The following is a 25,679-nucleotide window of genomic DNA, read 5'->3' as shown; positions in this document are numbered from 1 at the left end:
ATGGGCGACAAAAAGCAAATCGGCGAGACGACGGTGGCGGACGCCATTCTTCGTCTCATGGAATCCTATGGGATCGACACGATTTTCTCCATTCCCGGGGTCCACACCGTAGACTTCTATAAGTCTCTTCCCGAACGACGGATCAGGCACGTGACGCCTCGGCACGAGCAGGGTGGAGCGTTCATGGCTTACGGCTACGCTTTCGCGACTGGCCGAGCGGCCGCATGCATGCTCATAACTGGGCCCGGTGTGCTCAATGCAGCCACAGGTATTGCCGAAGCCTATTCGGACTCCATTCCGGTGTTCGTTATCGCCGCGAACAACTTGCGCGGAGAAATCGGAGTGGGCCGCGGCGCCCTGCACGAGACCAAGTCGCAGTCCGCTGTCCAGGAGCAGATTGCTGCTTTCACCCATACCTTGCTCGAGCCTTCAAACATCGAGGAGGTTTTCCACCGGGCCATGTCGTCAATGGAGGTGTCGCGTCCGCGGCCGGCCCTGATCGAAGTTCCGAGAGACCTCCTCAGTTCGAAGGTGCCGGTGCCCGGCGAGCAAGCGCTCCAATTGTATAGACCCGGGCCGCACCCGGATGTGATCAGCCGAGTCTCCTCGATGCTAATGGGCGCCAAGCGTCCCATCATGATCGTCGGCGGAGGAGCTCGCAGCGCGAACCGAGAAGCCCGGACGCTCGCGGAGCAACTTGGCATTCCCGTGGTGACGACGAATACTGGTAAGGGAATCCTACCGGAAACCCATCCCCTCTCCCTTGGCTCAAGTCTTCCTTTCCCTCCGATGCACCGCGCGATCGAGGATGCCGACGTAGTGCTGGCAGTGGGGACGGAACTCAGTGAGACGGACCTGCTCTACACCTGCAAGAGCTACCGGATAAATGGCGCGTTGATCAGGATCGACGTCGATCCGCGACAGTTGACCATGAACTATCTCCCGCGCATCGCCATGCTCTCCGACTCGAAGGTCGCGCTCCAGGCGATAATCGAAGGGTGCGGCGGTGCCGACGCGGCTAAGAGAGAAATCGCTCAGCGACGCGTCACCGGCATCAGGGCGGCAGTGGGAAAAGACGCGGGTTGGTCCGCAGAGTCCCACAAGCACAAGCCGATCTTGAGGGCGATAGCGGCAGCGCTTGATCCGAATGCCGTCATCTGCGCCGACTCCACTCAACTTGCATACACAGGCAATCATTTCTTCCCCTCTAAAGAGCCCGGCACATGGCTGTTCCCGAACGGCTACGGCACGCTCGGAAGCGCCCTCCCCGCCGCCATCGGAGCGAAGATCGGCTGCCCGAATCGCCAGGTGGTCGCGATCGTCGGCGACGGCAGCTTCCTCTACACGATCGAGGAGCTCACCTCAGCAGTCGAGAATGAAGTCAGCCTTCCGATCATTCTCTGGAACAACCGAGCATATGGCGAAATCAGAGATGCCATGATTGCGTCGGACATCCCCACGGTGGGCGTAGACCTCTACACGCCCGACTTCCAGATGATTGCGACGGGGTTTGGATGCCATGCCGTTCAAATTGAATCACTCGAACAACTCAGCCGTGAGCTCAAGGAAGCTTTCAAGAGAAACAGACCGACCCTGCTCCAGATAGACAATGACGCGGCAATGTTTTCAGGCGCAGGCGTGTCATGAACAGCGAGACCCTTGAGGCTAGCCTTCGGCAGCTCGTGGGCGGATCGAATGTCCTTGCCGGGCCGCCAGGTGGCCCGGCGCTTGTTGTCAGACCCGGGACCACCGAGGCAGTGGCGGAGTGCCTGAAGCTCTTTCATGGGCAACAGGCGCCAGTGGTTGCGCTGGGTGGGCTCACCGGGCTCGTGCACGGTACCCACACGCCATCGCACTACTTCGGAATTTCCACCGAGAGGCTAAATATGTTCGAGAGCTTCGACCCGAACACGCGCCTCGTTGTGGTAGGGGCGGGAACGAAGTTGGTGGCGGTCCATGATTTCGCTGCGGACCACGATCTACGTTATGGCGTTGATCTCGGCGCTCGGGGCAGTTGCACCATAGGTGGAAACATCGCCACGAACGCGGGCGGGAATTCCGTCATCCGCTTCGGTATGACACGATCCAACGTTGTCGGGCTTGAAGTGGTCCTTTCCGATGGGTCGATCCTTACCGATCTGAGGGGTTTACCCAAGAACAACGCGGGTTACGACCTGAAGCAGATATTCATCGGCTCCGAGGGAACGCTGGGTATAGTGACCAAAGCGTTGCTGAAGCTCAGCCGACGCCCGGCCGGCACGGCGAGTGTTCTGTTGGCGCTCAACCACCTGGACAGCGCCCTCGCGGTGATGGAGGCAATAGAGCGTGCCTGCGGCCATTCCTTGTTGGCCTTGGAAATCATGTGGAACCGCTATTTCGAGAAAGTGAGCACCGCACTGTCGGCAGAAACGCCCCCGCTTCCACCGGGCCATCCCATTTATTTGCTCGCGCAGGTCGAGGGCTTGGATAATGGCGAACAGGCAGTCGATAGTTTGATCGGGGCTTTGGAGAGCATCGACGACATTGTTGATAGCGCGCTGGCAACGACACCTGTCCAGGAGAGCCGTCTCTGGTCCATCCGTGATGGGTCCGATGTCATCGAGCGAGCCCATAAACATGTGCTTTCCTTTGACGTCAGCATGCGACCACATAAGTATGCGGCTTACATCGCAGAGGTAGAAGCGCGCCTCAAAGCCCGGGTATCAGACGCCATTGCCTACTATTTCGGGCATCTCGCTGACGGCAATATTCATTTCATGATCGGACACGACGGGTATTCGTCCGACGCGACACGCGTTATCGAGGAATGCGTCTATGACCCCTTGGCGTACTACGAACCGTCTTCGATCTCTGCGGAACATGGGATCGGCCGAGAGAAGGCGGCGCATCTTTGGCGATCGCGGTCAACCGCCGAAATCGCTGCGATGAACCGCATCCGCGCGGCTCTCGATCCTGCAGGAATTCTAAATCCGCATATATCGTACGAACCCAAATCTATTGGTGCGCGGGCATCCTGAATCCCAAAGCGCATCGTGACGAATCGTGAATGCACCGCCCAGTCGAGGGCGCGGCATTCCCTAGTCGCACATGGGCAGGAAGAGTAAAAGCAAGTATTTCTGGTTCTGCGGTCTACCTCATGTTCAGCTCACCGCGATCAAATCCTGATTGACGTCGGCGATCGTTTGGCAGCCGCTCATGTCCATTGTCCGTGCGAGTTCTTCCTTAAGAATGCTCATCATCGCAATAGCTCCTGCCTTTCCACCAGCCGCAGTGCCATACAGCATGCTACGTCCCAGTAGGACCGCCTTCGCACCACTAGCCAGCAGCTTGAAGACATCGCTGCCGCGCTGAACCGAGCTGTCGGCCAGCACTGTCATTCCGGGGCCAACGCAGTCAACTATTCCGCGGAGTACATCGATTGGCGCAATCGCGCTGTCCAGATTACGTCCGCCATGGTTCGATACAACGATGCCGTCGGCGCCGACGCGTTTGGCCTCGAGCGCGTCCTCTTGCCGAAGGAGGCCTTTGATCACCATGGTCCCTTTCCAGCGGTCGCGAATTCTGGCCATGTGATCCCAACCTAGGTTCGGCATAAAGTCCAGGGAGTCTCCCCGGTCTCTCCTGAGTAGATTCTTCCGGTATTGGTCCGGATAGTTGGCGAAACTGGGCATCCCTTCCGTAATGACATAGCGCCCCAAAACGCCAAGAGCCCAGCGCGGATGCATGGCCCCGTCAAAAACATTGCGAGGCGAAAATCGCAGCGGAACATCGAAACCGTTTCTAACATTGAACTCTCGGTTCGGCAGAACGGGAGTATCTACGGTGACGACAATCGTTCGGACGCCTGAACTCCAAGCCTTCTCCATCAGGTTGAACGAGATTTCCTCTTTGTCCCACAAATAGAGTTGAAACCATATCGGTACTGAGCTTGCTCGCGCGACGACCCCAATCGAAGTTATCGCCTCTGTCGCAGCCGTGAACGGAATGCCGAACTCCGCCGCAGCCTTGGCGAGTTCCATCTCGCCATTGAAGTAGACCAATCCTGCGAAAGCCGTCGGCGTGACCACCAGTGGCGCGCTGTATTCGTGACCGAAGAGCGAAATCGTCGTCGATCTGTTTGAACTGCTTCGCAAGGCATACGGTGTAATCTTGATCCGATCGAAGGCAGCTCTGTTCCCAACAAGCGCCCGCTCGTCTTCGGTTCCCCGGTCAATGTATTCGAAAATCCCTCGCGGCAGGCGGCGTTTTGCGATTTTTCGCGCCTCTGCAAAATTAAGGAAACCTGCTCGATCCGTCACGCTTCACTCGCAATTTCCGTATCGGGTTCCACGAGGACCTTGCCAAGTCAGTCGCTGCTGCCTTCGACACCACCGTTGCCAGGCGACGGGTTAATCAACAGACAGATGCGGCGCCCGCATCGCCCGGCGACGTCTTTCAGGGCAAGGCCGATTTATCGAGCCTGGGCGGAGAGAACTGGACCAAGCCTGGCCTGAGCTAGCATCGGCACGCTGCTCATTTACAGGTCGACAGGCCGAGATATTGGTCCCATTCGCGCTTCGAAGGATCGTCGGGAATGCATCCATATTTCACATAGGTCGTGTGCAGAGGCAGGGATTCCGTTGATGAAACGAGGACCAACACCAATGCAAACGCCGCACAAACAGACCCCGCGAGGACCACATACCAAAGGCTGCCCGGAAACCTCTGAGAATTAGCCACGCTTATATTTGCTACTGATACCCTGGTTGTGGAAGCTTGGCTGCGGTTGAGTTGACCATCATCGTCGGACCGGTCTCGCTGAAACGCTTCAGAATTCTGGAACTCATGCCAATGATGTCGGCCACAAAGAAAAGCTTCCACATCGAACTTAACCGGGGCAGTCCGAAAAAAATGCCTGGATCGTCCGTTCAAAACGCGCACCCCATGTGTCTCAAGTCGTCCAGCAATCAATAATTCGGCGGACGCACATGCGGCACCTTGTCTACGCTCGCCCTAAATTTCCTAAAGTGATTTGAGTAGAACCACGGTTTGACAGCATCAAACTTGGATATGCTTGCTGGATGGGAGCTCAACCGCTCCCGCTTGACCGGACCCAGCTTCTCTTGACGATGCACGGTTTCCCCATAGCCGGCCCTGAGGATTAACGGCTTTCGACAACTGGCCAGTCAACCCTAGACGCTACAAGCGCCTCAAAAGTTGGAATAGACGAGGATCCAAGGTTGCCAAGAAGCTATTTGCCCGAGCGGTTTCGTCCTCGCGTCGTATCTTCGCTCGGACTAGCGACGCCCAACTACCATTCAAGCCCAAGTACAGCCGCTAGCCCAGTCCGCCGTCCAGCCGCCATCGACCATTTGAGCCGTACCGGTCACCAGGCGGAGGCGTCCGATGCCAGGAGGGTCGACCCGCAGGGGCAAGCGGCTTTTGCGTCCTGTTTTGTCGGCAAAGGTTTAGATCGTTCGCCCGCCATCGATCGGGAACTCCACGCCCGTGATGAAATCCGCTTCATCCGATGCGAGGTAGAGCGCGGCGGCCGCGACATCCGATGGCCTGCACAGCCGACCGAGCGGGATGCTGTCGGTGAACTTCTGGCGGTTGGCTGGCGTATCCGGGACACCCATCAGGTCGGCAAGCAGGGGCGTGTCGCCTGCCACGGGACACAGCGCATTGACCCGAATCTTCCACGGCGCGAGTTCGACGGCGAGCGACTTGGACATCAGGTTCACCGCCCCCTTCGAGGCATTGTACCAGGTCAGTCCGGGACGGGGACGGAGTCCGGCCGTCGAGCCGATGTTCAAGATGACGCCGCCGCCGGCATCGCGCATGTGCGGAACCACAGCCTGCACGAAGAGGTACACCGATTTGACGTTGACCCGGAACACTCGATCGAAAGATGCCTCGTCGGTCTCCAGCAGCGGCTGATTGATATGGGTGATACCGGCATTGTTGACGACGATATCCACTTTGCCGAAGTGCCTGAGCGTCTCCGATACGATTGATCCGACATCCTTGGCCGAACTGACATCGCCCGAGACGGCATCGGCGGCATCGCCGATATCTGAAGCGACACGCTCGCCGGCATCGGCGCGAAGGTCGGCTATCACTACCTTGGCGCCCTGTTTCGTGAACAGTCTGGCGGTCGCCTCGCCGAAGCCGCTGCCGCCTCCGGTGACGATCGCCACCTTGCCGGCCAAACGTCCCGCGCCCTTGCTGGCGTCCAGCTCGCTCAATTGCATCTTGTTGGTGCTCCTGTTCTGTTGCCCATGGACGCTTTCGACCATTTGGGCCGGGTGGTGGATCTTTGGCCGATCAGCTCAGATAGAGAGCGTGCAACCTCTCTGGGCTTACCTCGTGGGGCGGCGCGTGGAGGGCCAGGCGGCTGCGCGAAAGGACGTAGACGTCATGCGCTATCTCCATCAGGCGCGGGACGGTCTGCTCCGCGACGACGACGGACATGCCGAGGTCGCGGTGCAGCCGCTCCACGACCTCGAACACCGTCTCGACCATTACGGGAGATAAGCCGAGGCTCGGCTCATCCAACATCAGAAGCTTTGGCTGCAGCATGAGAGCCATGCCGATGACGAGCATCTGCAACTGCCCCCCCGACATGAGGCCCGCCGGGCGATCGAAGAACTCTTCAAGGATGGGAAAATAGGACAACACGAGCTTCAGCCGTTCCGCATTGCCTTTCGGGCTCTGGAACGATGCTGCCTTGAGGTTTTCTCCCACCGTGAGGTTCCGGAAACATTGCCGCCCATCCTGGACCAGGGCGATTCCCGTGCGCGTGATGGTCGCGGGATGCTTTCCGTTGAGCAAGAACCCATCGAAAATCACCCGGCCTTCGCAGATTTCTCCCTGCTCGAAGGGCAGCATTCCAGCCACTGCCTTCAGCAACGTCGACTTGCCGGCGCCGTTTGGTCCCAGCACTGCCACGATACGGCCCGCCGGCACCTCGAAATCGAGCTTCTCGAGGGCAGAGATGACAGCGTCGTAGCGTGCGCTCAGATTCTGGATTTCAAGCATGGGGATGTCCCGTCAGCCGCTACTCGGCGTTTATCCAGTCGCTGATCGCGACATATTTGCCCTGTTTGATTTGGGAGATTCGCGCCTGCGTCGTGCCCTGGTGGTTGGCATAGTCCACCGGCGGCGTAATTCCACCGGTGTCCACGCCCATCAGGGCTTCCATCTCGTCGCGAACCGACTTCCTGAATGCTGCAAGGTCGTCGGGCGCGCCGCCCGCCTTCTTGACCGCATTGCGGATGGCCGCAGCCATGACGACGCCTTCGTACCAGCCTTTCAGATAGTAGGTGTCGCGCTTCTCGATCTTGTTATTTTCCCCGTATTTGTTGATCGTATCCATCGCCGGAATCTTCTCCCCGAAATCGGCGTAGATCTGGATTGTGCGGAACCCTTCCGCGCCCTCGCCCAATTGTTCGGGAATTGCCGACGCTATGTTGTACATATTGCCCATGAACAGGCTCGCGGGCATGCCGACCTTGGCGGCGTCGCGCAGGATGACGAGCATCTGCGGCGTTGAGGCCTGCACGAAAACGAGGTCGGGACTCTCGTTCTTGATCCGCAGAACTTGTCCGGTCAGATCCTGCGCATCGAACGGAAATTCGACCTGGTCGACGAGTTCGAGGCCCATCTTCTCGATGGCGCCCGACTTGCGGACGACCTCGACCGGGGCACGGCCGTATTCGTTGTTGGCGTGCATGATGACAACCCGCTTGGCGCCTGCTTGCGCGGCGGACCGCAGGCCGATCAGAATCTGCTGTTCATAGGTGGGACCGGGAATGAAGATGTAGGGCAGCTTCTGGGGATCATGCACTTCGCTCGAATGGGAGTCGGTCATGAACGGCACTGCGTCGGCCTGGATCTGGTCGCGAAGAGATTTGACCGCGCCCGTCGACCATCCTTTCACGAAGACGGCGTTTTCCTCGCCAACGCAGCGGCGATAGATCTTCTGTTCTTCATCGAGCTTGTAGCGGCCATCAAGCACGATGGTCTTGATGTGGTTTCCCTCGATCCCGCCTTCGGCCTGGTTCAGATATTCGAAGTGATCGCGCGTGCCGTAGGTCATCCCGTTGAGCAGCGCATCCGGACCGGTGATCGTGCCCCACATGCACACCGTGATATCCGCGGCATGCGCTGCCGGGGTGCCGGCAAAAAGCGCCGCAAGCGCCAGTTTTACGATTAAGCTCTTCATAGATTCCTCCCTTTTCCGATCAGTTGATTTCAGTTCTTGTGCTGGGCCGTGGATTGCCAGGCTGCGGGATCGGCCCCAGCCCTCCTCCATCCCGTCGCCCCCTGCCGAAGGCGTCGGATGGCGCGGCCTAACAGCGAATGCAGGCCGCGCGGCTCGTAGATGAGGAAGACGATCACCAGCAGTCCGAACACCATCTCGCGAATGGCGGCGGTCTCCGCTTCGGCTCCCAGGGCCTCGCCAAGCCGTTGGGCGATCTCCGGCAGCAGGACGACGAAGCAGGCTCCGATCACCGAGCCGGTCAGGGAACCGAGTCCGCCCACGATTATCATCGCGACATAGTCTACCGACAGCGCGATCTCGAATGCCTCCGGCGCCGCAATGCGCGTGGTGAAGGCGAGGAGTCCGCCGGCAAGGCCTGCCAGGGCGCCCGAGAACGCAAAAGCCCATAGCTTGGTGCGTGCGACGTTGATGCCCATGCCGCGGGCAACGATTTCGCTGTCTCTTATCAGGATGAATCTGCGGCCGACGTCCGTACGCAGGATCCGCGAGACCGCGATCAGGGAAAGCACCAGCAAGCCGATTGCGATCGCGGCATAACCACGATCGTTCGACAGGTCCATGCCGAGGAAGTGCGCCGGCTGGACCATGAGGCCGGAAACACCGTGTGTCAGCGGCTCCAGAAGCCGGAAGAGATATTCGAGGATGAATTGGGCCGCCAACGTCGCCATCGCGAAATAAAGGCCTTGAAGACGCAGCGCCGGCAGGCCGACCAGCACGCTTACGGACGCCGTCATCATGGCGGCGCAGGCGAGAGCCATGGACATATCGAGGCCCGCGTTGCCGAGATTGCCGGCCGTGTAGGCGCCCACACCGAGCAAAGCGCCATGGCAGAAAGAAATCTGACCGCAGTAGCCGGTCAGCAGATTCAGTGCGAGCGCTCCGATGGAGGCGATGGCGACCACATAGACGATATAGGCTCCATACCGGCCGAGAACCGGCAGGATCAGCAGCATCACGAGAGCTGCGGCCAGCAGCAGAACAATCTGTCGAATGCTCATGATTACACCCTTTCCGTGCCTTTGCTTCCGAAGATGCCCTGCGGACGGACCAGCAGGACAAGGACGAGCAACGCATAGGGAATGACTTGCTGCAGCGCGCCGATGGAATAGATGGTGGTGTATTCCCGCAGCGCCCGTTCGATCAGTGGCGTCAGCAGGCCGTCGGTCATCGCCTGTAGGACGCCGAGCGCCAGTCCACCAACGATGGCACCCGGCAGGCTCGTCATCCCGCCAAGCACGATGACCGGAAAGGCCACGAGCCCGATATTCGACAACCCTATGGAAAGCCCGTTGAGGGATGCGAGCAATGATCCGCCGAGGCCAGCGAGCATTGCCGAGGTCGTCCAGGCGATCGTCACCTGCCGATCGACGTGAATTCCGATGGCCAGCGCGGCGCGCATGTTGTCAGCCGCGCATCGCTGCATGAGACCAAGAGGTGTATACTGGTAAAAGGCCAGAAAGGCCGCACAGAGCATCAACGACAACGAAAAGGCGGCTATGTAATTGTACGTCATGAATATCCCGCCCATCTGGATCACGCCGGGCGGAAAGACGGACGGAAACGCCAGTTGATCGGGGCCCCAGATCAGCAAACAGACGGCGCGGAAGACAATCAGGATGCCCAAGGTGGCCATCATCACAGCCACCACCGGTGCTTTCAGCATCGGCCGCAGCACCAGGATCTGCGTCAAGGCACCCACGCCGCCCATCAGAATGACGGAAAGCAGCAATGCGAGCATCGGATGGAGACCGGCCGACGCCAGCGCATAGGTGAAGAAAGCGCCGAGCATGGCATATCCGCCCTGTGCGAAATTCACCACGCCGGAGCACTTGTAGATAAGCACGATGCCAAGCGCGATGAGCGCATACACGCTTCCAACCGCGACGCCTGCGATGGCGAGCTGCAGGGCGACCATCAGGCTTCTCCAAGATAGACGCGGCGAACTTCCGGATCGGATCGAACCGCCTCTCCGGAACCGTCGAATATCCTCGCGCCGCCGGCCATGACGACAATGCGGTCGCAGGTGCTCATGACGATATCCATCTTGTGCTCCACCATGACGACGGCACATCCCAGCCGGTCCCTGATCTGCTTGACGAAGTCCGCCAGCCTGGCGGCCTCTACAGGAGCCACGCCGGCCACGGGTTCGTCCAAGAGCAGAAGATCGGGATTGCCGGCCAGTGCGCGGGCAATGTCGACGGCCTTGCGATGGCCATAGGACAGTGTCTGCAACGGCTGCTGGCTATGCTCCGCCAACCCAAGCGGCTTAAGGAGCCCGTCGACGAGCGCATCATCTTCACGCCGGTCGGTCCGGAAGAAACCCCGCAAGCCACTCTTGGTCGAACGAACAGAGTGCCCCAGCTTGACGATGTCCAGCACAGTCAGATCACTAAGCGACGCGACGTTCTGGAACGTTCGGCCAATTCCCAATCGCGCCAGTTTGGTCGGCGAATTGCCGCCGATTGTCTCGTCGCGCCATTTGATGGTCCCTTCCGACGGGGCGTACATGCCGGAGATGGCGTTCACGAATGTGGTCTTGCCGGCGCCATTGGGGCCGATCAGACCGACGATTTCGCCGGGACGCACATCGATATCCATGCGGTTGACGGCAACAACCCCGCCGAACCGGATCGTGACGCCACGCGCCTGCAGCATGAACTCCAGCCTCTCCTGGGTCTGCCATAGGCCAACCCGCTTTTGTCTGCGGGCTTATTTGTATGAATGTTCGTACAAAGTCAATTGCATTCTTTCCGTTTGCGGAATGAAGCGTATTCATACAAAAGTCGGCCTGAAAATGCGCCTCAGGCATGCGTCCTCGCCACACCGCTGCACCATAGTGATCAGCCGGAGTCTGGGTCGCGAGGCTTCCGCGCCGGCGAGCCAGAGCTGGCGCGGATCTCACAAAATAAATTGTCGAATTGTCAGGAATGACCAGCCGACGCGAGTGCGTCGAACGTGTCTAAATTGCATTACCATCCGAATTTTTGTCCTATCCGGGTTCAGTAGCGCTAGTTGTGTGATCGTCCGAATTCGACCACATAGCGAAACCGTTCGGCCGGATATTGGCTTCGCGTCATTTGGAACATCTGATTGTCCCTGTCCGAGTACCAGCGCTTAATGATCAGCGCAGGGCCCTTCTCGGTAGCGGACAACGCACCTGCAATGTCCGGCGGCAACTCTCCCGCCGATATTTCCTGGCGAATGTGCTCTATCCTGACTTGATAGCGATCCTCGATCAGATCTGCGATCGGCCTATTCGCCGAGCGAATCTGGTCGACAATCCCGCTATAAAGTGCGTCGAAGAAAATTTCGACGAGACAGAGAGGGGCGTTTGTGTCGTCCTTGTTCCACCGTACGCCCTGGACTTTGACGACGCCGCGTCCGCTGCCGAAACCAATCTCTTCCGCAAGCGCCGGATCAAGAACCAATTCCTCGATGGACTGCACGTGAAGTTGCACAACCTTGGTGTGCTGCAGCAAGTCCTCTACCGAGTTCCAACCCGTTTGAAACGCCCTGCGTTGCTTTGGTGCAAGTACGCGCGAACCAATGGCAGGGGTCCTTGCAATCATCCCATCGGCTTGCAGATTGTTCAGTGCCGCCCGCACCGTCGCTCTGCTGACGCCGAACCTGGTGCGCAGGACTTCCTCAGTTGGAAGGAGCGCATCCACCGGGAAATGGCCATCGGCCAATTGACCCCTGAGATAGTCCTCTACGATTCGGTACTTGGGCTGACTTTGATGGCGCGCCACCTGCAATAATTCCTTCATCCAATGATTTTCGACGTTAGCTTTCGCGAGTCCCAGAGGCAAGCTAACCAATCTTGACTTTGTACGAACAATCGTACAATAACTCATTGAAAATGGAAGGTGAGGTTCTATGGGCACTCGAACCGAAACGGACGCCTATGGCGCAATTTCGATCCCTGATGGAGCCTATTGGGGACCCCAAACTGAGCGCTCAAGAATTCTCTTCGCGATTGGCGATGAACGGCTACCGAAAGACGTAGTCCGGTGTTTTGGCGCGCAAAAGGCGGCGGCAGCTTGCGCGAACCTAAAGCTTGGAAAGCTTCCTGAAGACCTTGCCAAGGTAATCATCCTATCTGCGCAGGAAATGCAGGAAGGCTTGTTCGATGATCAGTTCCCAATCTCGCTCTGGCAGACCGGATCTGGCACCCAAACCAACATGAACGCCAATGAGGTTATCGCCAATCGCGCGAACGAAATGCTGGGACATTCTCTTGGCGCGCGCTTCCCTGTCCACCCCAATGATCACGTCAATCTGGGTCAGTCTTCAAACGACACGTTCCCTACGATTATGCATATTTGCACGCTGCGCGCGGTTTTCGGATCGCTGGCGCCGGCGATGGACGGACTGAAATCAACGCTCTCAGCACGGGCCGAGGAGTTTCACGCCTTCATCAAGCTGGGCATGACCCATCTGCAGGATGCTTTGCCTATTACTTTGGGCAGTGAGTTTCGGACCTGGGAACGACAGATCGATGCAGCTTGGGCTGGGATCGAGTTGCATGCCGAAAGGCTTAGCGAACTACCGCAAGGAGGAACCGCAAGCGGCAGTGGCGTCAACGGCACGCCGGGTTTCGCCGGATTGGTCTGCGAAGAGCTTAGCGCCTTTGTAGGAAGAGCGTTGCGCCCAAGCTCGCACCCATCGCAATTCATGGCCGCTCACGATTCCTTCGCGGCCATCTGCGGAGAGCTCAACGTTCTTGCCACGGCCATACTGAAGATCTGCAACGATATAAGACTTCTCACTTCGAGCCTAAGCGGCACGCCATCGCTGACGCTGCCGGATGATGGGTTGTCGTCCTCGATCATGCCGTCCAAACGCAACGCCACGGTCTGCGAGGCTGTCATCCAGGTCTGTATGAGGGTGCTTGGCAGCTCGGCGGCCGTCGTTGCAGCCAACGCATCTGGGACGCTGCAACTGAATACCTGCAAGCCGCTTATTCTGCATGAGGTCCTAAACTCAATCAGGCTTCTTTCGGACGCACAGCTTGTTCTGGCATCGGGATGTATATCCGGCTTGAGAGCCGATCCCGACAATCTCAGGCGTGCTCTCGACCACTCCCCGGTGCTAGGTGCCGTTCTCGCGCCGATGGTAGGCTATGATGTAGCGGCTCGGCTAATACAGTCGGCTGTTGCCACGGGCCTGCCGATCCGTGAAGTGTTTGAACGCGACGGTGAAATGGATGTCTCCGAGTTCGATCGGCATCTCGCACGCGTTCTGATTTCGGACACACTGGCTGCTGGCCAATTGTCGACTCCCCCGTCCGAAGTCGCCAAGCCCCACGCACAGTTCAACGCAAAATGAAGGACTTCGCCAACATGTCCAATTTCAGGCTCTTGATCGACGGCCAAGAAAGAGAAGGCAGCACCGGGCTTTGTGAAGACGTATTCAATCCCGCGACCGGACAGGTGATCGGCGCCGTGGCACATGCGTCGACTGCCGATCTCGACCTTGCGCTCAGCACGGCTGTTCGTGGCCTCTCCGAATGGAGCGCCAAGACGCCATGGGAGCGGGGCGCGATCCTCAAAAAATCAGCCGACCTTCTTAGAGCCCGCAAGGACGAACTGGGCCTGGCAATGACTCTGGAACAGGGTAAGCCTCTCCGAGAGGCGATGGCCGAGGTCGACCGCTCGGCGGATTTCATGGAATGGGCTGGAGAACAGGCCCGTCGAGTCATTGCCGAGGGTCTGATCGGTCGGGACCCGTCGAACCGCATCACCATCGAGCGGCACCCGATCGGTGTCGTTGCGGCGTTCACGCCTTGGAATTTTCCGATGGCCCTTGCCGCCAAGAAGTTCGCCGGCGCACTGGGAGCGGGGTGCGCGATCCTCTGCAAGCCTTCGGAGGAAACCCCGGCTTCCGTGCTCGGTCTAGTGCGCGCGCTGCTGGACGCCGGCGTAACGCCTGCTGCCGTCGGCGTCGTCTTCGGCGTACCGTCCGAAGTCTCATCCTATCTTATTCCGGCGCCCGAGATTGCGAAGATCACCTTCACCGGCTCCATTCCGGTTGGAAAGCTTCTCGCGGCGGCAGCCGGAAAAGCAATGAAGCCCGTCACGATGGAGTTGGGCGGACATGCCCCTGTGATTGTATGCAAGGACACGGATCCGGAGGCGCTGGCCGACTATCTCGTTCCGAAGAAATTCTTCAACGCGGGTCAGATCTGCATCTGCCCGACGCGTTTCTTCGTCGAAAGCGAGGTGCACGACCGCTTCGTCGACCGCTTCGTCGAAAACACCAAAAAGCTTCGGGTCGGCGACGGCACGCTTGACGATACGCAGATGGGTCCGTTGGCGAGCCCCAAGCGCCGGGAGGCAATCTCCGACTTGGTGGAAGATGCCCGTGCGCGAGGCGCCGCGATTCTCACCGGCGGAGAGCGCATCGGCAACATCGGCAACTTTTATGCCCCGACTGTCCTCAAGGACGTTCCCGCCGACGCCAGGATCTTGCGGGAAGAACCTTTCGGACCGCTTGCTCCCATCATCCGCTTCGATGACGAGGCCGAAATGCTGCGACAGGCGAACGGGTTGGAATATGGCCTTTCTGGATATCTGTTCACGAACGACGCGAAACGCCAACGGCGTCTGTCGGACAGCCTGCAGGTCGGCACGATCGGCATAAACGACATTCCGACCCATATCCCTGAAGTGCCGCTGGGCGGCTGGAAGGAAAGTGGATACGGGACGGAAGGCGGCCAGACCATCCTGGAGCCTTACCAGAAGACCAAATTCGTCAGCCAGCGCTGACGGATGCTCTGATGCCACTGACTGGCCGCGTTGATGCTTGGGGCTATCCTAGGCGTTGACCGGCATAGGCGGGATCTCCCAGCATGGAGAGGAACCCGTCCCGTAGCTCATAGCATCAGATCAGCCAGGTCTCTGCTCTTTTTGAGTTCGGCACGACTTAGGCTTTGACGCGCAGATCCTTGTTGACACATGCAAGACGCGGCATGATCTCCGTGCCGAAATCGCGCACCCCCTGCACGAAATCGGGAAACGACCAGAGCATTCCCGAAATGCCGGACTCCTCGGCGATCGCATCGATTGTCGCTGCTGTCGATGCGATGGTCCAGATCGGCCGAAACCGTGTCGGAAGACGAGTTGCCTTGTGCTTTGTCGTGACCCCCGGCTCTGACCGATGGTTCTGAAGACCTGGCCGGTTTCACATCAGTGAACCCGGCCGAGCATGTTGTTTCAACCAAGCGCAGCTATGACCGCATCCGCCAGTGGCGCCGTTGAGGCGGGGTTCTGGCCGGTCATGAGGTTGCCGTCCTTGACAATGAAGGCGCCCCAATTCGGACCCTTCTCGTACAGCGCCCCAGACTTGCGTAATATGTCGGCAAGCAGCCACGGCGCATTAGCAGCCGTACCGAATTCAATCTCTTCCTCGTCGCTGAAGGACGTCATCTTGCGTCCGGAGAATGGCCATTGACCATTCTCGTCCTTGGCAGCAAGCAACGCCGCCTGACCATGGCAAACAGGCGCGATAATTTTCGACGCACGATTGGCCTCGACCAGTATGCGACCCATGTCGGGATCCTTGTAGAGATCTTCGACCGGGCCGTGCCCGCCTGGGATGACGATGGCGTCATAACGGCTTACGTCAACATCACCGAGAATCAGCGGCGCTTCCACCCGGTCTGCGTTATTGTTCAAATAGCTGCGGAAATGATCCACATGATCCTGACCGACGACAGCAGGGTCCATACTACGCGCATCCATTGTCGGCGTGACTCCGCCCGGCGTAGCGATATCAACGTGGAAACCGGCTTTAATGAACTTCTCATCCAATACCACGAACTCCTCCGCCCACACACCGCTCTCGTAAGCAGTGCCGTCCGCGCGAGTCCATGTGTCCGCTGCAGAAAGAACAATTAAAACGTTGGGCATCAATTCTCTCCTATTTTTGTTCACTGTCGCCGGCAAAAATGCTGGACTACCACTGCGATAAAACTCGATTGTCATCGGAAAGCCCTGCCGATGTTGCGCGAAATTCAGAAATTCTTGCTTGTCTCAGCGTGGTCACACCCCCTGCCCGCAGTCAAAGCGTCATCGGATATGTGTGACCGGGGATCTTGACGCAGTGGATCATGCAGGATGATAGAGAGCCGCCGCTGAAAATCGCGGCGGCCTCCCGCGACAAGAGTCTCATCACGCCGTTAGGGCTGTAAGCGATTAGATATTTTGACCGCCGGACACCTCGATGCGCTGAGCCGTAATCCAGCGGTTATCCGGGCCGAGCAGGCTGGCGACCGCCGGCCCGATGTCATCAGGCAGGCCGACGCGCCCGAGAGCGATCATAGCGGCGAATGCGTCGTTGTAGGCCGGCGTATCGCGCACAGCGCCTCCCAGGAAATCAGTCTCGATGGCGCCGGGCGCGATCGTGTTAGCGGTAATGCCGCGGCCTCCCAGTTCCTTGGCCATGTAAAGCGTGAGGATCTCGACCGCGCCTTTGGCAGCGGAATAGGCCGAGAAGCCAGGATAGGAGACGCGGGTCAGACCCGTCGAAAAGTTCACAATGCGGCCGCCATCGGCCAGGAGAGGCAGCAGCCCCTGTGTCAGGAAGAACACGCCCTTGACGTGAACATTGAACAGTTTGTCGAACTGCGGTTCGGTCGTCTCTGCGATGCCCGCCATTTCGCCGTGACCGGCGTTGTTGATCAGGTGGTCGAACTTGTCACCGCCCCAGGTCGACCTCAGCGCCGCACGCACGCTCTCGACGAAAGCCGGGAAGGTCGAGACATTGCTTACGTCTAGCCGCAGCGCGACCGCCTTGCGGCCCAGTGCCTCGATCTCAGCCACGACGGCCTTCGCATCGTCGGCGCCATTGTTATAGGTCAGGATAACGTCGCCGCCGTGGCGGGCGATGTTGATGGCGGTATTGCGGCCAAGGCCGCGGCTGCCGCCGGTGACGATTGAGATGGTGGTCATCGGTAACTCCTTTGGAATGAGCGTTTCGCTCAACACACAATCGTCGCCAGCTCCCCATCGGTGTTGCCGGATTCTCGGCCGTTCTTGCCTATTCCTCCAAGTTATCTTGGGCCGAAGCATCCCGTTGGCCAAGAGTTCACGGCGTGTTTAAGACCAACGTCGAACCACTGATCGGCTCTTTATTGGGGGTCGGAAATCGCCAGAGCTGAGCGCGAGGGGCACATAGGTGGCAAGGTTGAGGTAGATCCTGCCTATCCGGTACATGCCGCGTAGGATCTGGGCGAGGCCGCGAGTAGAAGGAGGGGGATGGAGGCAGTGGACGGCAGGCTGAGATACCGACGCCTCAGCGCGACTCGGTGACCCGTGTCAAAGGTGCCCCGATGCAGCAGCCGGGTAAAACGCAATGAAGGCCACGTGCCTGATCTAATGCATCTTTTTCAGAAATCGCCGCGGACTTTCGCCAATATTCGTCAAGGTCGTGCCGCCGTTAGTCGGTCGGCAAGGACCCGATCAACCATCTTTCGCGCCACGCCGAGATAGTTCTTGGGATCGGTCAATTCCTCCAGCCGTTCCAATCCAAGCGGAGTGGCAACATCTTTAACCGTGGCGAGAACTTCGAACAGCGATTTGCCGGTATCCGCGGCTTTCCGGCATCCGACATAGACTAAATCATGCGCGGTTTGCCGGCCCGTGATCGGCGCCAGCGCCATCATGACCGCTTCCGCCACGATCAATCCGCGCGATGCGGCGAGATTCTCGCGCATCCGGTCAGGGTGCACCTCCAGCCCGGTCAGCATGAAGGAAGCCTGCGCCAGGGCGCCGGCCGTCAAAGCGAAACTCTCCGGCACTGCGGCCCATTCGAGATGCCAGGGCCCGGTCGCGCGCTCGAAGTCATGCGCCATAGCGTCGAGCATCAGTCCCGCGTGCTGGCGCACCATCTTGGCCGCCGCGATAATAAGCTCGCAAGAGATCGGATTCCGCTTCTGGGGCATGGTGCTGGATGCACCCCGATGACGGACGAACGGTTCCGCCACCTCGCCTATCTCCGTGGTCATCATGATCGAAACGTCGACGGCGATCTTGGCGAGGCTCCCGGTTATCAAAGCGAGGATCTGGACGGCTTCTGCGAGTCCGTCGCGGCAGGAATGCCAAGTGATCGTTGGCACACCGAGGCCGAGCTCGGTGGCAACGGCCGCCTGCAACTGCAGGCCCTTGTCGTCAAGCGAGGCCAACGTACCAGACGCACCCGAAAACTCGACCACTAGAATGCGCGGCTTCATCTGGTCGATGCGCTCGCGATGACGCTGAAGCGCCGAAAGCCAGACCGCCGCCTTATATCCAAACGTTATCGGCAGGGCATGCTGGAGATGGGTACGCCCGGCCATCGGCGTATCGCGGTGGAGCTTCGCCAAAACCCACAGCGCCTCTATTGTCTCTTCGAGGCGCCGCTCGATCACGTCGATTGCATCCCGGACCTGCAGCACAGTCGCCGTATCCATGATGTCCTGCGTGGTCGCACCCCAGTGCAGGTGCCGCCCCGCCTCCCCGGCGGCATCCGCCAGTTGTTCGACCATTGGAAGAATGGGATAGCCGACGATGTCAGTCTCACGGATCAGCCGGTCCATATCGAACCGATATGTTTCCGCGGTTGCCGCGATGCCCTTAGCCGCCGCATCAGGAATTATGCCAAGGCCCGCCTCGGCCAAGGCCAATGCGACCTCCACCTCGACGCAACGCCTGAGGTAGGCCTCCGACCCGAAGATCGCGCGCATGTCAACCGGCACGAAGCCGGCACCGGAGAAGGGTGAATCGACAAAGGAAAGGGGGTTCATTGTGGGAACTCTCGAATGTGTGGGCAAATGCCGGTCAACGGCACGCCAGTCCCTGCGACCTGACCTGCCGCTCGTTCACTACGTCAGTGAAGACTGACATGCTTGGTTCTATGGTAGGGATCTAGGATCTCGATCCCTCCTTCGGTGTCGATACCGCTTTCCTTCCAGCCTCCCAACGGGGCCTCGGGCCGGTGCGTCAGGGGGCCGTTCACTCCGACAACGCCGTACTCCAGCGCATCGGCAAACCGTTGCTGCCGGTGAACATCATTCGTAACAATGTAGGACGCAAGGCCGAACTCTAGACCGTTGGCCTTCTCCAACATGCTCTTCTCGTTGCTGAACGCGATGATCGGTGCGAGCGGACCGAAAGGCTCTTCATGCAGCATCGCCGCATCGTCCGGCAAATCAACAATCACGGTCGGTGCGTAGAAGAATCCCTGGTTGCCGATACGCTGCCCACCGACGAGAACCGCCGCGCCCCGCGCACGCGCGTCGTCAACGAGCCGCGAGACGGCCTCAAGACGACGGGCATTGGCGAGCGGCCCCATCTGTGTTGCCGGGTCGGTTCCGGAGCCGACGCGCCAAGCCTTCGCGTGCTCGATAAACCGTGCCGTAAAGCGTTCCACGATACCTTCCTCGACGAAGAAGCGGGAAGGACAAAGGCATATCTGGCCGGCATTGGTGAATTTCGCTCGTACCAGCATGTCGGCAGCCTGTTCCGGATCGACATCGCCACACACGATCACCGGAGCGTGGCCGCCCAATTCCATCGTAACCGGCTTCATCACCGCGCCTGCGGCGGCGGCTAGACTCTTTCCAATTGCAGTGGAACCCGTGAACGTGACCTTTGCAACCTCGCGCGCTGCTATGAGATGGTCCGAAACCGCGTCAGCATGGCCGAAGATCACGGCGAGTGCCGATGGCGTGACGCCCGCCTGTAGCAGAGCCTTGGCCATCACGAGGACAGACCCCGGCGTCTCCTGCGAAGGTTTGCAGATGATCGAACAGCCCGCCCCAAGAGCGCCGGCGAACTTCTTGGCCGCAAGCGCCATCGGGAAATTCCAGGGCGTGAACGCAGCCACCACACCAATCGGATGGCTCTGGATTTCGATCCGGCTCCCCGCCACCCGGCCGGGCACAATCCGGTTCGAAATGCGCCGGGCTTGCTCGCCACCCCACTCCAGGAAATCTGCCGATCGGTCAACCTCATCCCTGGCTTCGGCGAGCGGTTTGCCCTGTTCGAGTGTCATCGTCAGGGCGGCGGCCTCGATGTCGGCCCGCAAAAGATCGGCGGCCCTCTTCAGAATGCGGCCGCGCTCCCATGGCGGCACGGCTTGCCATTCGCGCAATCCGCGTGCAGCAGTCTCGACGGTTTCGCTGAGATCTTCGGGTGAAGCATACGCAACCCGGCCGATGCCCTCCCCCGTTGCGGGGTTCACAACAGGCTGGCTTTGTCCAGTCGAGCCAGCACGGCTGCTCCCGTTGATCAGAAGCTGAAAATCATGGTTCATGGCAGACACCTTCGTTTCTGATGGCGACGTGGCGAATCGCCAATTAGCGTCGTTTCCATATTCGGCTGAAACGGCAGCGGCATTTGCCCGAAACTAGTAAGTTCTTGCCTATTCCTACACTGGTGTTGCGGCCCCGAAAATTGTGAATTAAAACTCCCAAATGACCCAACCCTTGCTCGACACCGTCCGCCGCTACACTGAGGCACATGCAGATGATAACGGCATTGCCCAGACGCCTGTCCCGGGATTGACCCTCATTCGCGAAACCACGCCGACTGCGCTGCATTACGCGATCTACAAACCGCTGGTCGCCCTGGTGCTGCAGGGCAGCAAGCGGGTGACTATGGGCAGCCGGACATTCGATTTTGGCGCCGGAGAATCCCTCCTGATTACCGCAGACGTGCCTACTGTCAGCCAGATCACACGCGCCAACATCAGCAAGCCCTACCTCTCGCTCGTCTTCGATCTCGATCCCGCGGTGATTGAAGGCCTGGTCGTCGAGATCGGCTCCGCCCCCTATGCCGCGAACACGCCCGTCCGCATCGATCCTATGGAGAGCGAAGTTGCAGACGCTGCGCTGCGTCTAGTGCGTCTTCTCGACAGGCCGGCGTCACTGCCGGTCCTGCAGACCCAGTTGATCCGAGAGTTGCATTTCTGGCTGCTGTCAGGTCGGCATGGCGGAGCGATCCGCAGCCTCGGCGTGGCGGGAAGCCATGCACAGCGAGTGGCGCGCGCCGTCGGGCTTATTCGTGCGAATTTCGCCACGCCGCTCAGGGTTGAATGTCTTGCTGGAGCAGCGGGCATGAGTGCGTCGTCTTTTCATGAGCACTTCCGCGCCATCACATCGCTCACACCGCTCCAATTCCAGAAACAGGTCAGGCTGATCGAGGCGCGCCGGATGATGTTGGCGAATGGCGAGATGATTAGTAACGCCGCCTATGCGGTGGGATACGAAAGCATCCCTCAGTTCACGCGCGAGTATGCCCGGATGTTCGGACTGCCGCCGGCTCGCGACATCAAAGCTGTTAAGGCGCGGATCCAAAATGCCGCATAGTTCGCATCTCGCATGGCAGCTGGATCGATGGGCGCCGCGATCGCCAGCGTATGGCGTAGAGGCTCGACATGCCCAACATCCAGCCACCGAGGGACAAAGCGGCCACAAGCTCAGGATTTTATTTCCAGTTTGCACTGCCATGGCAAATCTACAACGCCAACCAACCTTCACTCAGAGTGAGTTTTTGACAGCGCCTCGGCGATGGATAAGCGCTCGCGATTCTCCTCAACCACCTCCTCGGGCGCGCGAGCAATGTCGCCTCTTGGCGTGGCAGCTGGTGCGAATTTCCGCCATTCAGTCTGGTGGATCTTTACCAGCAGCACGTCGCTGCGCACCACAAGCGCGGAGAGTCCAACGCGTGCCATCCGAATAGAAACTAGTCATAGAAAGTGGAGGGACGTCGATTTGCCAGCACGACGTCAGAGGCGCTGCCAATATATGGATCATGGCGGTCCGCACCACCACTGGGTGGGTGACCGCTATCAGGTGTCCACCTGCCGACCGCATTGCATCCAGGAATCCTGCCGTTCGGCTGGCAACTTGAGTCAGTGATTCACCGCCTCCAGGAACATAGGCAGGATCAGTTCGAAATGCGGCAAGTGCCCCAGGCTGCTCTGCCTCGATCTTCTCTAACGTCTTGCCTTCCCAAAAGCCGTAGTTCTGGTCTCGCAGGCTGTCGATCACCGTTGCACGAAGCCCTAGTAGCTGGGCTGTCTCCCGGGCGCGCAGCGATGGAGCCACAAACACGCGATCTGTCTTTGAAAGATGCTGTCCAAGAGCGAGCGCCAGCTCGATCGAGCGCCTTTCCAGTGGCTCGTCGAGGGGAAATCCAGCGCTGCGCATTTGATGCGTGATACCGCTGCAAACAAGCGTCAAGCGTGTCGCTCTCATGCTGTCAGAGTCTGCCTTTTCGGTTCGATGCTACCTATCTCTCGCGGTGAAAGCCTGCGGCGACAGCCTACCTGTTAATGATCGTCTTCCTCACCGCCGCCGCGACGGAATATTTCGGGTCCACGAAGTTTCCCAACCGCACTATGCCGCATTGGCTGAGCAGCATGTATGCGTCCCACTTGTCGAAACCGAACTCCGCGACCATCCAGCGGATCAATTCGCGGTAAGCGATGCGGGTTGCATCCTCAAGGGGTCTGGCACTGCCGATCGCCATAATGAGATCGGCGGTCTCGAGCCGAGGCCAATCGATTGTCCAGCCCTTGATCAAGTCAACACGGATGGTGACGGTCGCCGAATACTCGACCGCCACACCGCAAACCTCGCCGTCGCCCTGGCAGGCATGCGCATCACCTATAAACACGCGCGCGCCGGGCGAGCGGACGGGCAGGTAGGTCACGCTGCCAGGTCCCATGTCCGGCAGGTCCATGTTGCCGCCATGGTTGTCAGGCGTCAGCGAATTGATGGAATCGATCTCTGGCGAGCAGCTCAGTGTCCCGATATGCGGCTTGTAAGGAAGCGTGACCCGGTCGCTCCAGTAGACGTTTTCTTCGTCGAGGTTGATCTTGCGAACCACCTCGGGCAGCGGGTCGTTGAGCATGGCGGTATAGGTCGTACCGGTCAGTCCGCCGAATTCCTCGATCATGCAACATGTGCCGCGCGGGTTCTGGCCGCGCGGGACCATCGACTCGATGTAGACCGCAACGGTGTCGCCCTTCTCTGCTCCTTCGACCATGATCGGCCCGTTCTGAGGATTGAGAAACGGCATCCGCAAGAGCTGCGAAGGCTTGTCGGTTTCGTGCTGAATGGCGCCCTCGAAGGCGTCCCGGGTTTCGATGACGATCCTGTCGCCGGGTGAAATCTTAAGGACGGGCTCCGAGTAGGGGCCCATTGTATAGTGGAAGGTCCCTTGTCGTTCCTCTGTCAGATGATGCGTTTGGCGAGCCGAACCACGACCAACCCCGCGCGTCGCCATGATCGAGTCCGCGACCCATCGATGCGTGAAAGGGATTGCGACATCGAACTTGTTCATGCTTGTTTCCTCCAAAAAATAAAAGGCCGCGCGAGCGCAGCGTTCGCTAGCGTTCGCACGGCGCTGTGCGTATTCAATTTCGATATCGAGGCTCAGCCGCAGCGCTTATTTGCGGGCGACGGATCTGCTGAGTTCCGGAATTGTCGACAAAAAGCTGTCTGCTTGTGCTTCGAGTTCCTGGCAGCATGCTTCGACCGAAATGCGCCGGCGCATACTCTCATCCCTAATCAGGTGAAATGCTGCGTCGTCATCGATGCCCAACACACTCATGACGCGCAGGATCGTGTGGACCACCAGCGGTCGGCATCGCAGCCGCTCGCGCAGATCGGCGACTTCGCGCTGAAGGTCGGCACGGTCGGTATGGTTGTGGAAGGCCGTGACAAGCGCCTGAAACACACCTTTCGAACCTATGGGCGTAGTGAGATAGGCGCTCGGATTCTGGCTTATAGCCCAAGCCAGGCGACCGGGTGTCTCTGATCCTATGATCGCGATAAGCGGGATCGGAGCCTGGGACCACGGGAACATGCCGTCGAACCCGTTGTCGACGTCGAAGAACACAATGTCGACGGGCCCAAAATCCTTGGCCCGCGGCGGCCATTGGCATACGGCTTCGATGTTGAACCTGCGGAGCTGGCTCAGCAGGGCATCAACGTTGTTATCCGCCCTGTGGATGATCAGCGCCTGTTTGTTGCTGAAATTAGGGATCACTTGCTTGCTCACGACACGACCCTCAGCCTCAGCTGCTGTCGGTCACCTGGTGGCTGATCCTGGTCGCGAGAATCCAGCATGAAAGCCGCCCCTTTCAGGGAAGCGAGAAACGGATCGGGCTTGATCGGCTTTTGCGCGGCCGCGATGATGGTGAATTCCGCGCCGGCGCCCGATACGCCGATGCGCGGCGTCAGGTAACAATGGTTGTTTTCCGTGTCGATGCGGATCCGTCCCTGCGGTGCATCGTAAACACAGTCGCCGAGCACGGCGAGTATGTCGGATGCTTTCGTCGAGGCTGCAGACCGGAGCGCGAGTGCAAGCATGTGAACGGAATTGTACGAAGCTTCGGCGTCTGCCGAGGTCACCTTTTGCTGGCCGAAACGCGTTCTGTAATTTTCGACAAAGGCGTGATTTTGCGGATTGTCTAGCGACTGGAAATAGACACTCGAGGTGATGTGGCCGAGCGCTGCGGGATCGCCGATCGTGCGAAGTTCCGGTTCGGAGAGTGTGCAACTGGCAATAGGAATGGAGACGTCGCCTGGAGATTGGGTGCCTAGTCCCGCTTCGCGAAAAGCACGCAGGAATGCGTAGCTGGATTCGCCGATAAGCGTGTTGAACACGAAATCGGGCCGCAACTGACGGATTTCCTCTACTAGCCCGGTGACCTCGATCGATCCGACAGCCAGGTAGCGCTCCGCGAGCACCTCGCCGCCGAAATTCTCGACGATTTCGCGCATGACGCGGTTGCTTTCCCACGGCCAGATATAGTCAGACCCGCAACAATAGACGCGAGCGCCGAACCTTGAGGCCATGTACTGGGCCAAAGGTACTATGTGCTGGTTCGGCGATGCGCCGAGATAGACGACATTGTCGCTGCTTTCGAAGCCTTCGTAGTGCGATGGATACCAAAGCAGTGCGTCATATTTCTCAACGACGGGCACGATCGCCTTGCGGCTGGAAGAGGTGTAGCAGCCGACGATGTGCGCAACACCGGAATTGATGATCAGATCCCGGCAGATTGAAGCGTAATCGGCCGTTTCCCCTCCAGGGTTTCGAACAAGTGGTGCCAGTTCGAAATCGAAGTCCGGCGATCCGTTGACTTCCTCGACAGCGAGCAGCGTTCCATTGAGCATCGCCTCGCCCACGGTGGCGTAGGGCCCTGTCGTGGAAAAAAGCACGCCGATCGGGATTTTCGCTTTTTCACCCAAGGTAGCTCAGTCCCAAAAAATAAGCCCTGAGGCCTTGGAAGGCGTCAGGGCTTCGTTGCCGCGAAGGATCGTCCCGATCCCTCAATTTTCAGTTCAAACCGGCTAGCCGGCATGTTCGATTAAATCGTCCGTCATCTCGGCAAGAATGTCAAATTCTATTTCCCCTGA

At 59.1% G+C, this 25,679-nt stretch carries 21 protein-coding genes; 5 read left to right on the top strand and 16 right to left on the bottom strand.

What is annotated here, in order from left to right:
* Positions 1 to 1,647, top strand: coding sequence for a 5-guanidino-2-oxopentanoate decarboxylase (locus NKI18_RS07675; RefSeq protein WP_352615890.1), 1,647 nt, complete (start codon positions 1 to 3; stop codon positions 1,645 to 1,647).
* Positions 1,644 to 3,017: an FAD-binding oxidoreductase gene (locus NKI18_RS07670; RefSeq protein ID WP_352615892.1), complete on the top strand. Its 1,374-nt coding sequence runs from the start codon at positions 1,644 to 1,646 to the stop codon at positions 3,015 to 3,017. The genes NKI18_RS07675 and NKI18_RS07670 overlap by 4 nt, the downstream gene beginning before the upstream one ends.
* A gap of 123 nt (positions 3,018 to 3,140) precedes the next feature.
* Here the strand turns inward: NKI18_RS07670 and NKI18_RS07665 are convergent, their stop codons facing one another.
* The 8 genes from NKI18_RS07665 to NKI18_RS07630 form a co-directional block, all read right to left on the bottom strand.
* Complete coding sequence (locus NKI18_RS07665; RefSeq protein ID WP_352615894.1) at positions 3,141 to 4,298, bottom strand: alpha-hydroxy acid oxidase; 1,158 nt, start codon at positions 4,296 to 4,298, stop codon at positions 3,141 to 3,143.
* A gap of 1,149 nt (positions 4,299 to 5,447) precedes the next feature.
* On the bottom strand, positions 5,448 to 6,233 hold the full coding sequence (locus NKI18_RS07660; protein ID WP_352615897.1) for a glucose 1-dehydrogenase: 786 nt from the start codon (positions 6,231 to 6,233) through the stop codon (positions 5,448 to 5,450).
* Between the two features lie 73 nt (positions 6,234 to 6,306).
* Positions 6,307 to 7,020, bottom strand: a complete 714-nt coding sequence (locus NKI18_RS07655) for an ABC transporter ATP-binding protein (RefSeq protein ID WP_352615900.1) — start codon at positions 7,018 to 7,020, stop codon at positions 6,307 to 6,309.
* A 19-nt stretch (positions 7,021 to 7,039) separates the two neighbouring features.
* Positions 7,040 to 8,206 (bottom strand): ABC transporter substrate-binding protein, encoded by a 1,167-nt coding sequence (locus tag NKI18_RS07650; RefSeq protein WP_352615901.1) that lies wholly within the window; start codon positions 8,204 to 8,206, stop codon positions 7,040 to 7,042.
* Positions 8,207 to 8,235: 29 nt separating this feature from the next.
* Positions 8,236 to 9,264, bottom strand: a complete 1,029-nt coding sequence (locus tag NKI18_RS07645) for a branched-chain amino acid ABC transporter permease (protein WP_352615904.1) — start codon at positions 9,262 to 9,264, stop codon at positions 8,236 to 8,238.
* 2 nt (positions 9,265 to 9,266) lie between these two features.
* Positions 9,267 to 10,181, bottom strand: a complete 915-nt coding sequence (locus tag NKI18_RS07640) for a branched-chain amino acid ABC transporter permease (RefSeq protein ID WP_353004572.1) — start codon at positions 10,179 to 10,181, stop codon at positions 9,267 to 9,269.
* A complete protein-coding gene (locus tag NKI18_RS07635) occupies positions 10,181 to 10,921 on the bottom strand; it encodes an ABC transporter ATP-binding protein (RefSeq protein ID WP_352615909.1) in 741 nt (246 codons plus the stop codon). Before NKI18_RS07635 ends, NKI18_RS07640 begins: the two co-directional genes overlap by 1 nt.
* 353 nt (positions 10,922 to 11,274) lie before the next feature.
* Positions 11,275 to 12,033: a GntR family transcriptional regulator gene (locus tag NKI18_RS07630; protein WP_352615912.1), complete on the bottom strand. Its 759-nt coding sequence runs from the start codon at positions 12,031 to 12,033 to the stop codon at positions 11,275 to 11,277.
* Positions 12,034 to 12,142: 109 nt separating this feature from the next.
* Between NKI18_RS07630 and NKI18_RS07625 the strand changes: the two genes are divergently transcribed.
* Both NKI18_RS07625 and NKI18_RS07620 read left to right on the top strand, forming a co-directional pair.
* The gene (locus NKI18_RS07625; protein WP_352615915.1) at positions 12,143 to 13,594 is read left to right on the top strand and encodes a lyase family protein; all 1,452 of its coding nucleotides are present in this window, start codon (positions 12,143 to 12,145) and stop codon (positions 13,592 to 13,594) included.
* A gap of 14 nt (positions 13,595 to 13,608) precedes the next feature.
* On the top strand, positions 13,609 to 15,033 hold the full coding sequence (locus NKI18_RS07620; protein WP_352615917.1) for an NAD-dependent succinate-semialdehyde dehydrogenase: 1,425 nt from the start codon (positions 13,609 to 13,611) through the stop codon (positions 15,031 to 15,033).
* 447 nt (positions 15,034 to 15,480) lie between these two features.
* Here NKI18_RS07620 and NKI18_RS07615 read toward each other — a convergent pair whose 3' ends face one another.
* The 4 genes from NKI18_RS07615 to NKI18_RS07600 form a co-directional block, all read right to left on the bottom strand.
* Positions 15,481 to 16,251 (bottom strand): type 1 glutamine amidotransferase domain-containing protein, encoded by a 771-nt coding sequence (locus NKI18_RS07615; RefSeq protein WP_353019269.1) that lies wholly within the window; start codon positions 16,249 to 16,251, stop codon positions 15,481 to 15,483.
* Between the two features lie 210 nt (positions 16,252 to 16,461).
* Positions 16,462 to 17,217, bottom strand: coding sequence for an SDR family NAD(P)-dependent oxidoreductase (locus NKI18_RS07610; protein WP_352615923.1), 756 nt, complete (start codon positions 17,215 to 17,217; stop codon positions 16,462 to 16,464).
* Positions 17,218 to 17,687: 470 nt separating this feature from the next.
* Positions 17,688 to 19,049, bottom strand: a complete 1,362-nt coding sequence (locus NKI18_RS07605; RefSeq protein WP_353019267.1) for a class-II fumarase/aspartase family protein — start codon at positions 19,047 to 19,049, stop codon at positions 17,688 to 17,690.
* 83 nt (positions 19,050 to 19,132) lie between these two features.
* The gene (locus NKI18_RS07600; protein ID WP_352615929.1) at positions 19,133 to 20,560 is read right to left on the bottom strand and encodes an NAD-dependent succinate-semialdehyde dehydrogenase; all 1,428 of its coding nucleotides are present in this window, start codon (positions 20,558 to 20,560) and stop codon (positions 19,133 to 19,135) included.
* A gap of 160 nt (positions 20,561 to 20,720) precedes the next feature.
* Here NKI18_RS07600 and NKI18_RS07595 point away from each other — a divergent pair, with 160 nt between their 5' ends.
* Positions 20,721 to 21,614, top strand: coding sequence for an AraC family transcriptional regulator (locus NKI18_RS07595; protein WP_352615931.1), 894 nt, complete (start codon positions 20,721 to 20,723; stop codon positions 21,612 to 21,614).
* 294 nt (positions 21,615 to 21,908) lie between these two features.
* Here NKI18_RS07595 and NKI18_RS07590 read toward each other — a convergent pair whose 3' ends face one another.
* From NKI18_RS07590 to NKI18_RS07575, 4 genes are all read right to left on the bottom strand, one after another.
* Positions 21,909 to 22,505 carry a histidine phosphatase family protein gene (locus NKI18_RS07590; RefSeq protein WP_353019263.1) on the bottom strand — a complete coding sequence of 199 codons (597 nt, stop codon included), beginning with the start codon at positions 22,503 to 22,505 and terminating at the stop codon, positions 21,909 to 21,911.
* Between the two features lie 67 nt (positions 22,506 to 22,572).
* The gene (locus NKI18_RS07585; RefSeq protein WP_352615936.1) at positions 22,573 to 23,595 is read right to left on the bottom strand and encodes an acetamidase/formamidase family protein; all 1,023 of its coding nucleotides are present in this window, start codon (positions 23,593 to 23,595) and stop codon (positions 22,573 to 22,575) included.
* Between the two features lie 105 nt (positions 23,596 to 23,700).
* Positions 23,701 to 24,315 carry an ANTAR domain-containing response regulator gene (locus NKI18_RS07580; RefSeq protein ID WP_352615938.1) on the bottom strand — a complete coding sequence of 205 codons (615 nt, stop codon included), beginning with the start codon at positions 24,313 to 24,315 and terminating at the stop codon, positions 23,701 to 23,703.
* Positions 24,312 to 25,511, bottom strand: coding sequence for a transporter substrate-binding domain-containing protein (locus NKI18_RS07575; RefSeq protein ID WP_352615940.1), 1,200 nt, complete (start codon positions 25,509 to 25,511; stop codon positions 24,312 to 24,314). Before NKI18_RS07575 ends, NKI18_RS07580 begins: the two co-directional genes overlap by 4 nt.
* Between the last annotated feature and the right edge of the window lie 168 nt (positions 25,512 to 25,679).

Origin of the sequence: Mesorhizobium sp. M0800, from assembly GCF_040320095.1 — a bacterium.
Taxonomy (GTDB): Bacteria; Pseudomonadota; Alphaproteobacteria; order Rhizobiales; family Rhizobiaceae; genus Mesorhizobium.
Note: the sequence above shows the minus strand (reverse complement) of the source record. Positions and strands in the feature narration are given on the sequence as shown.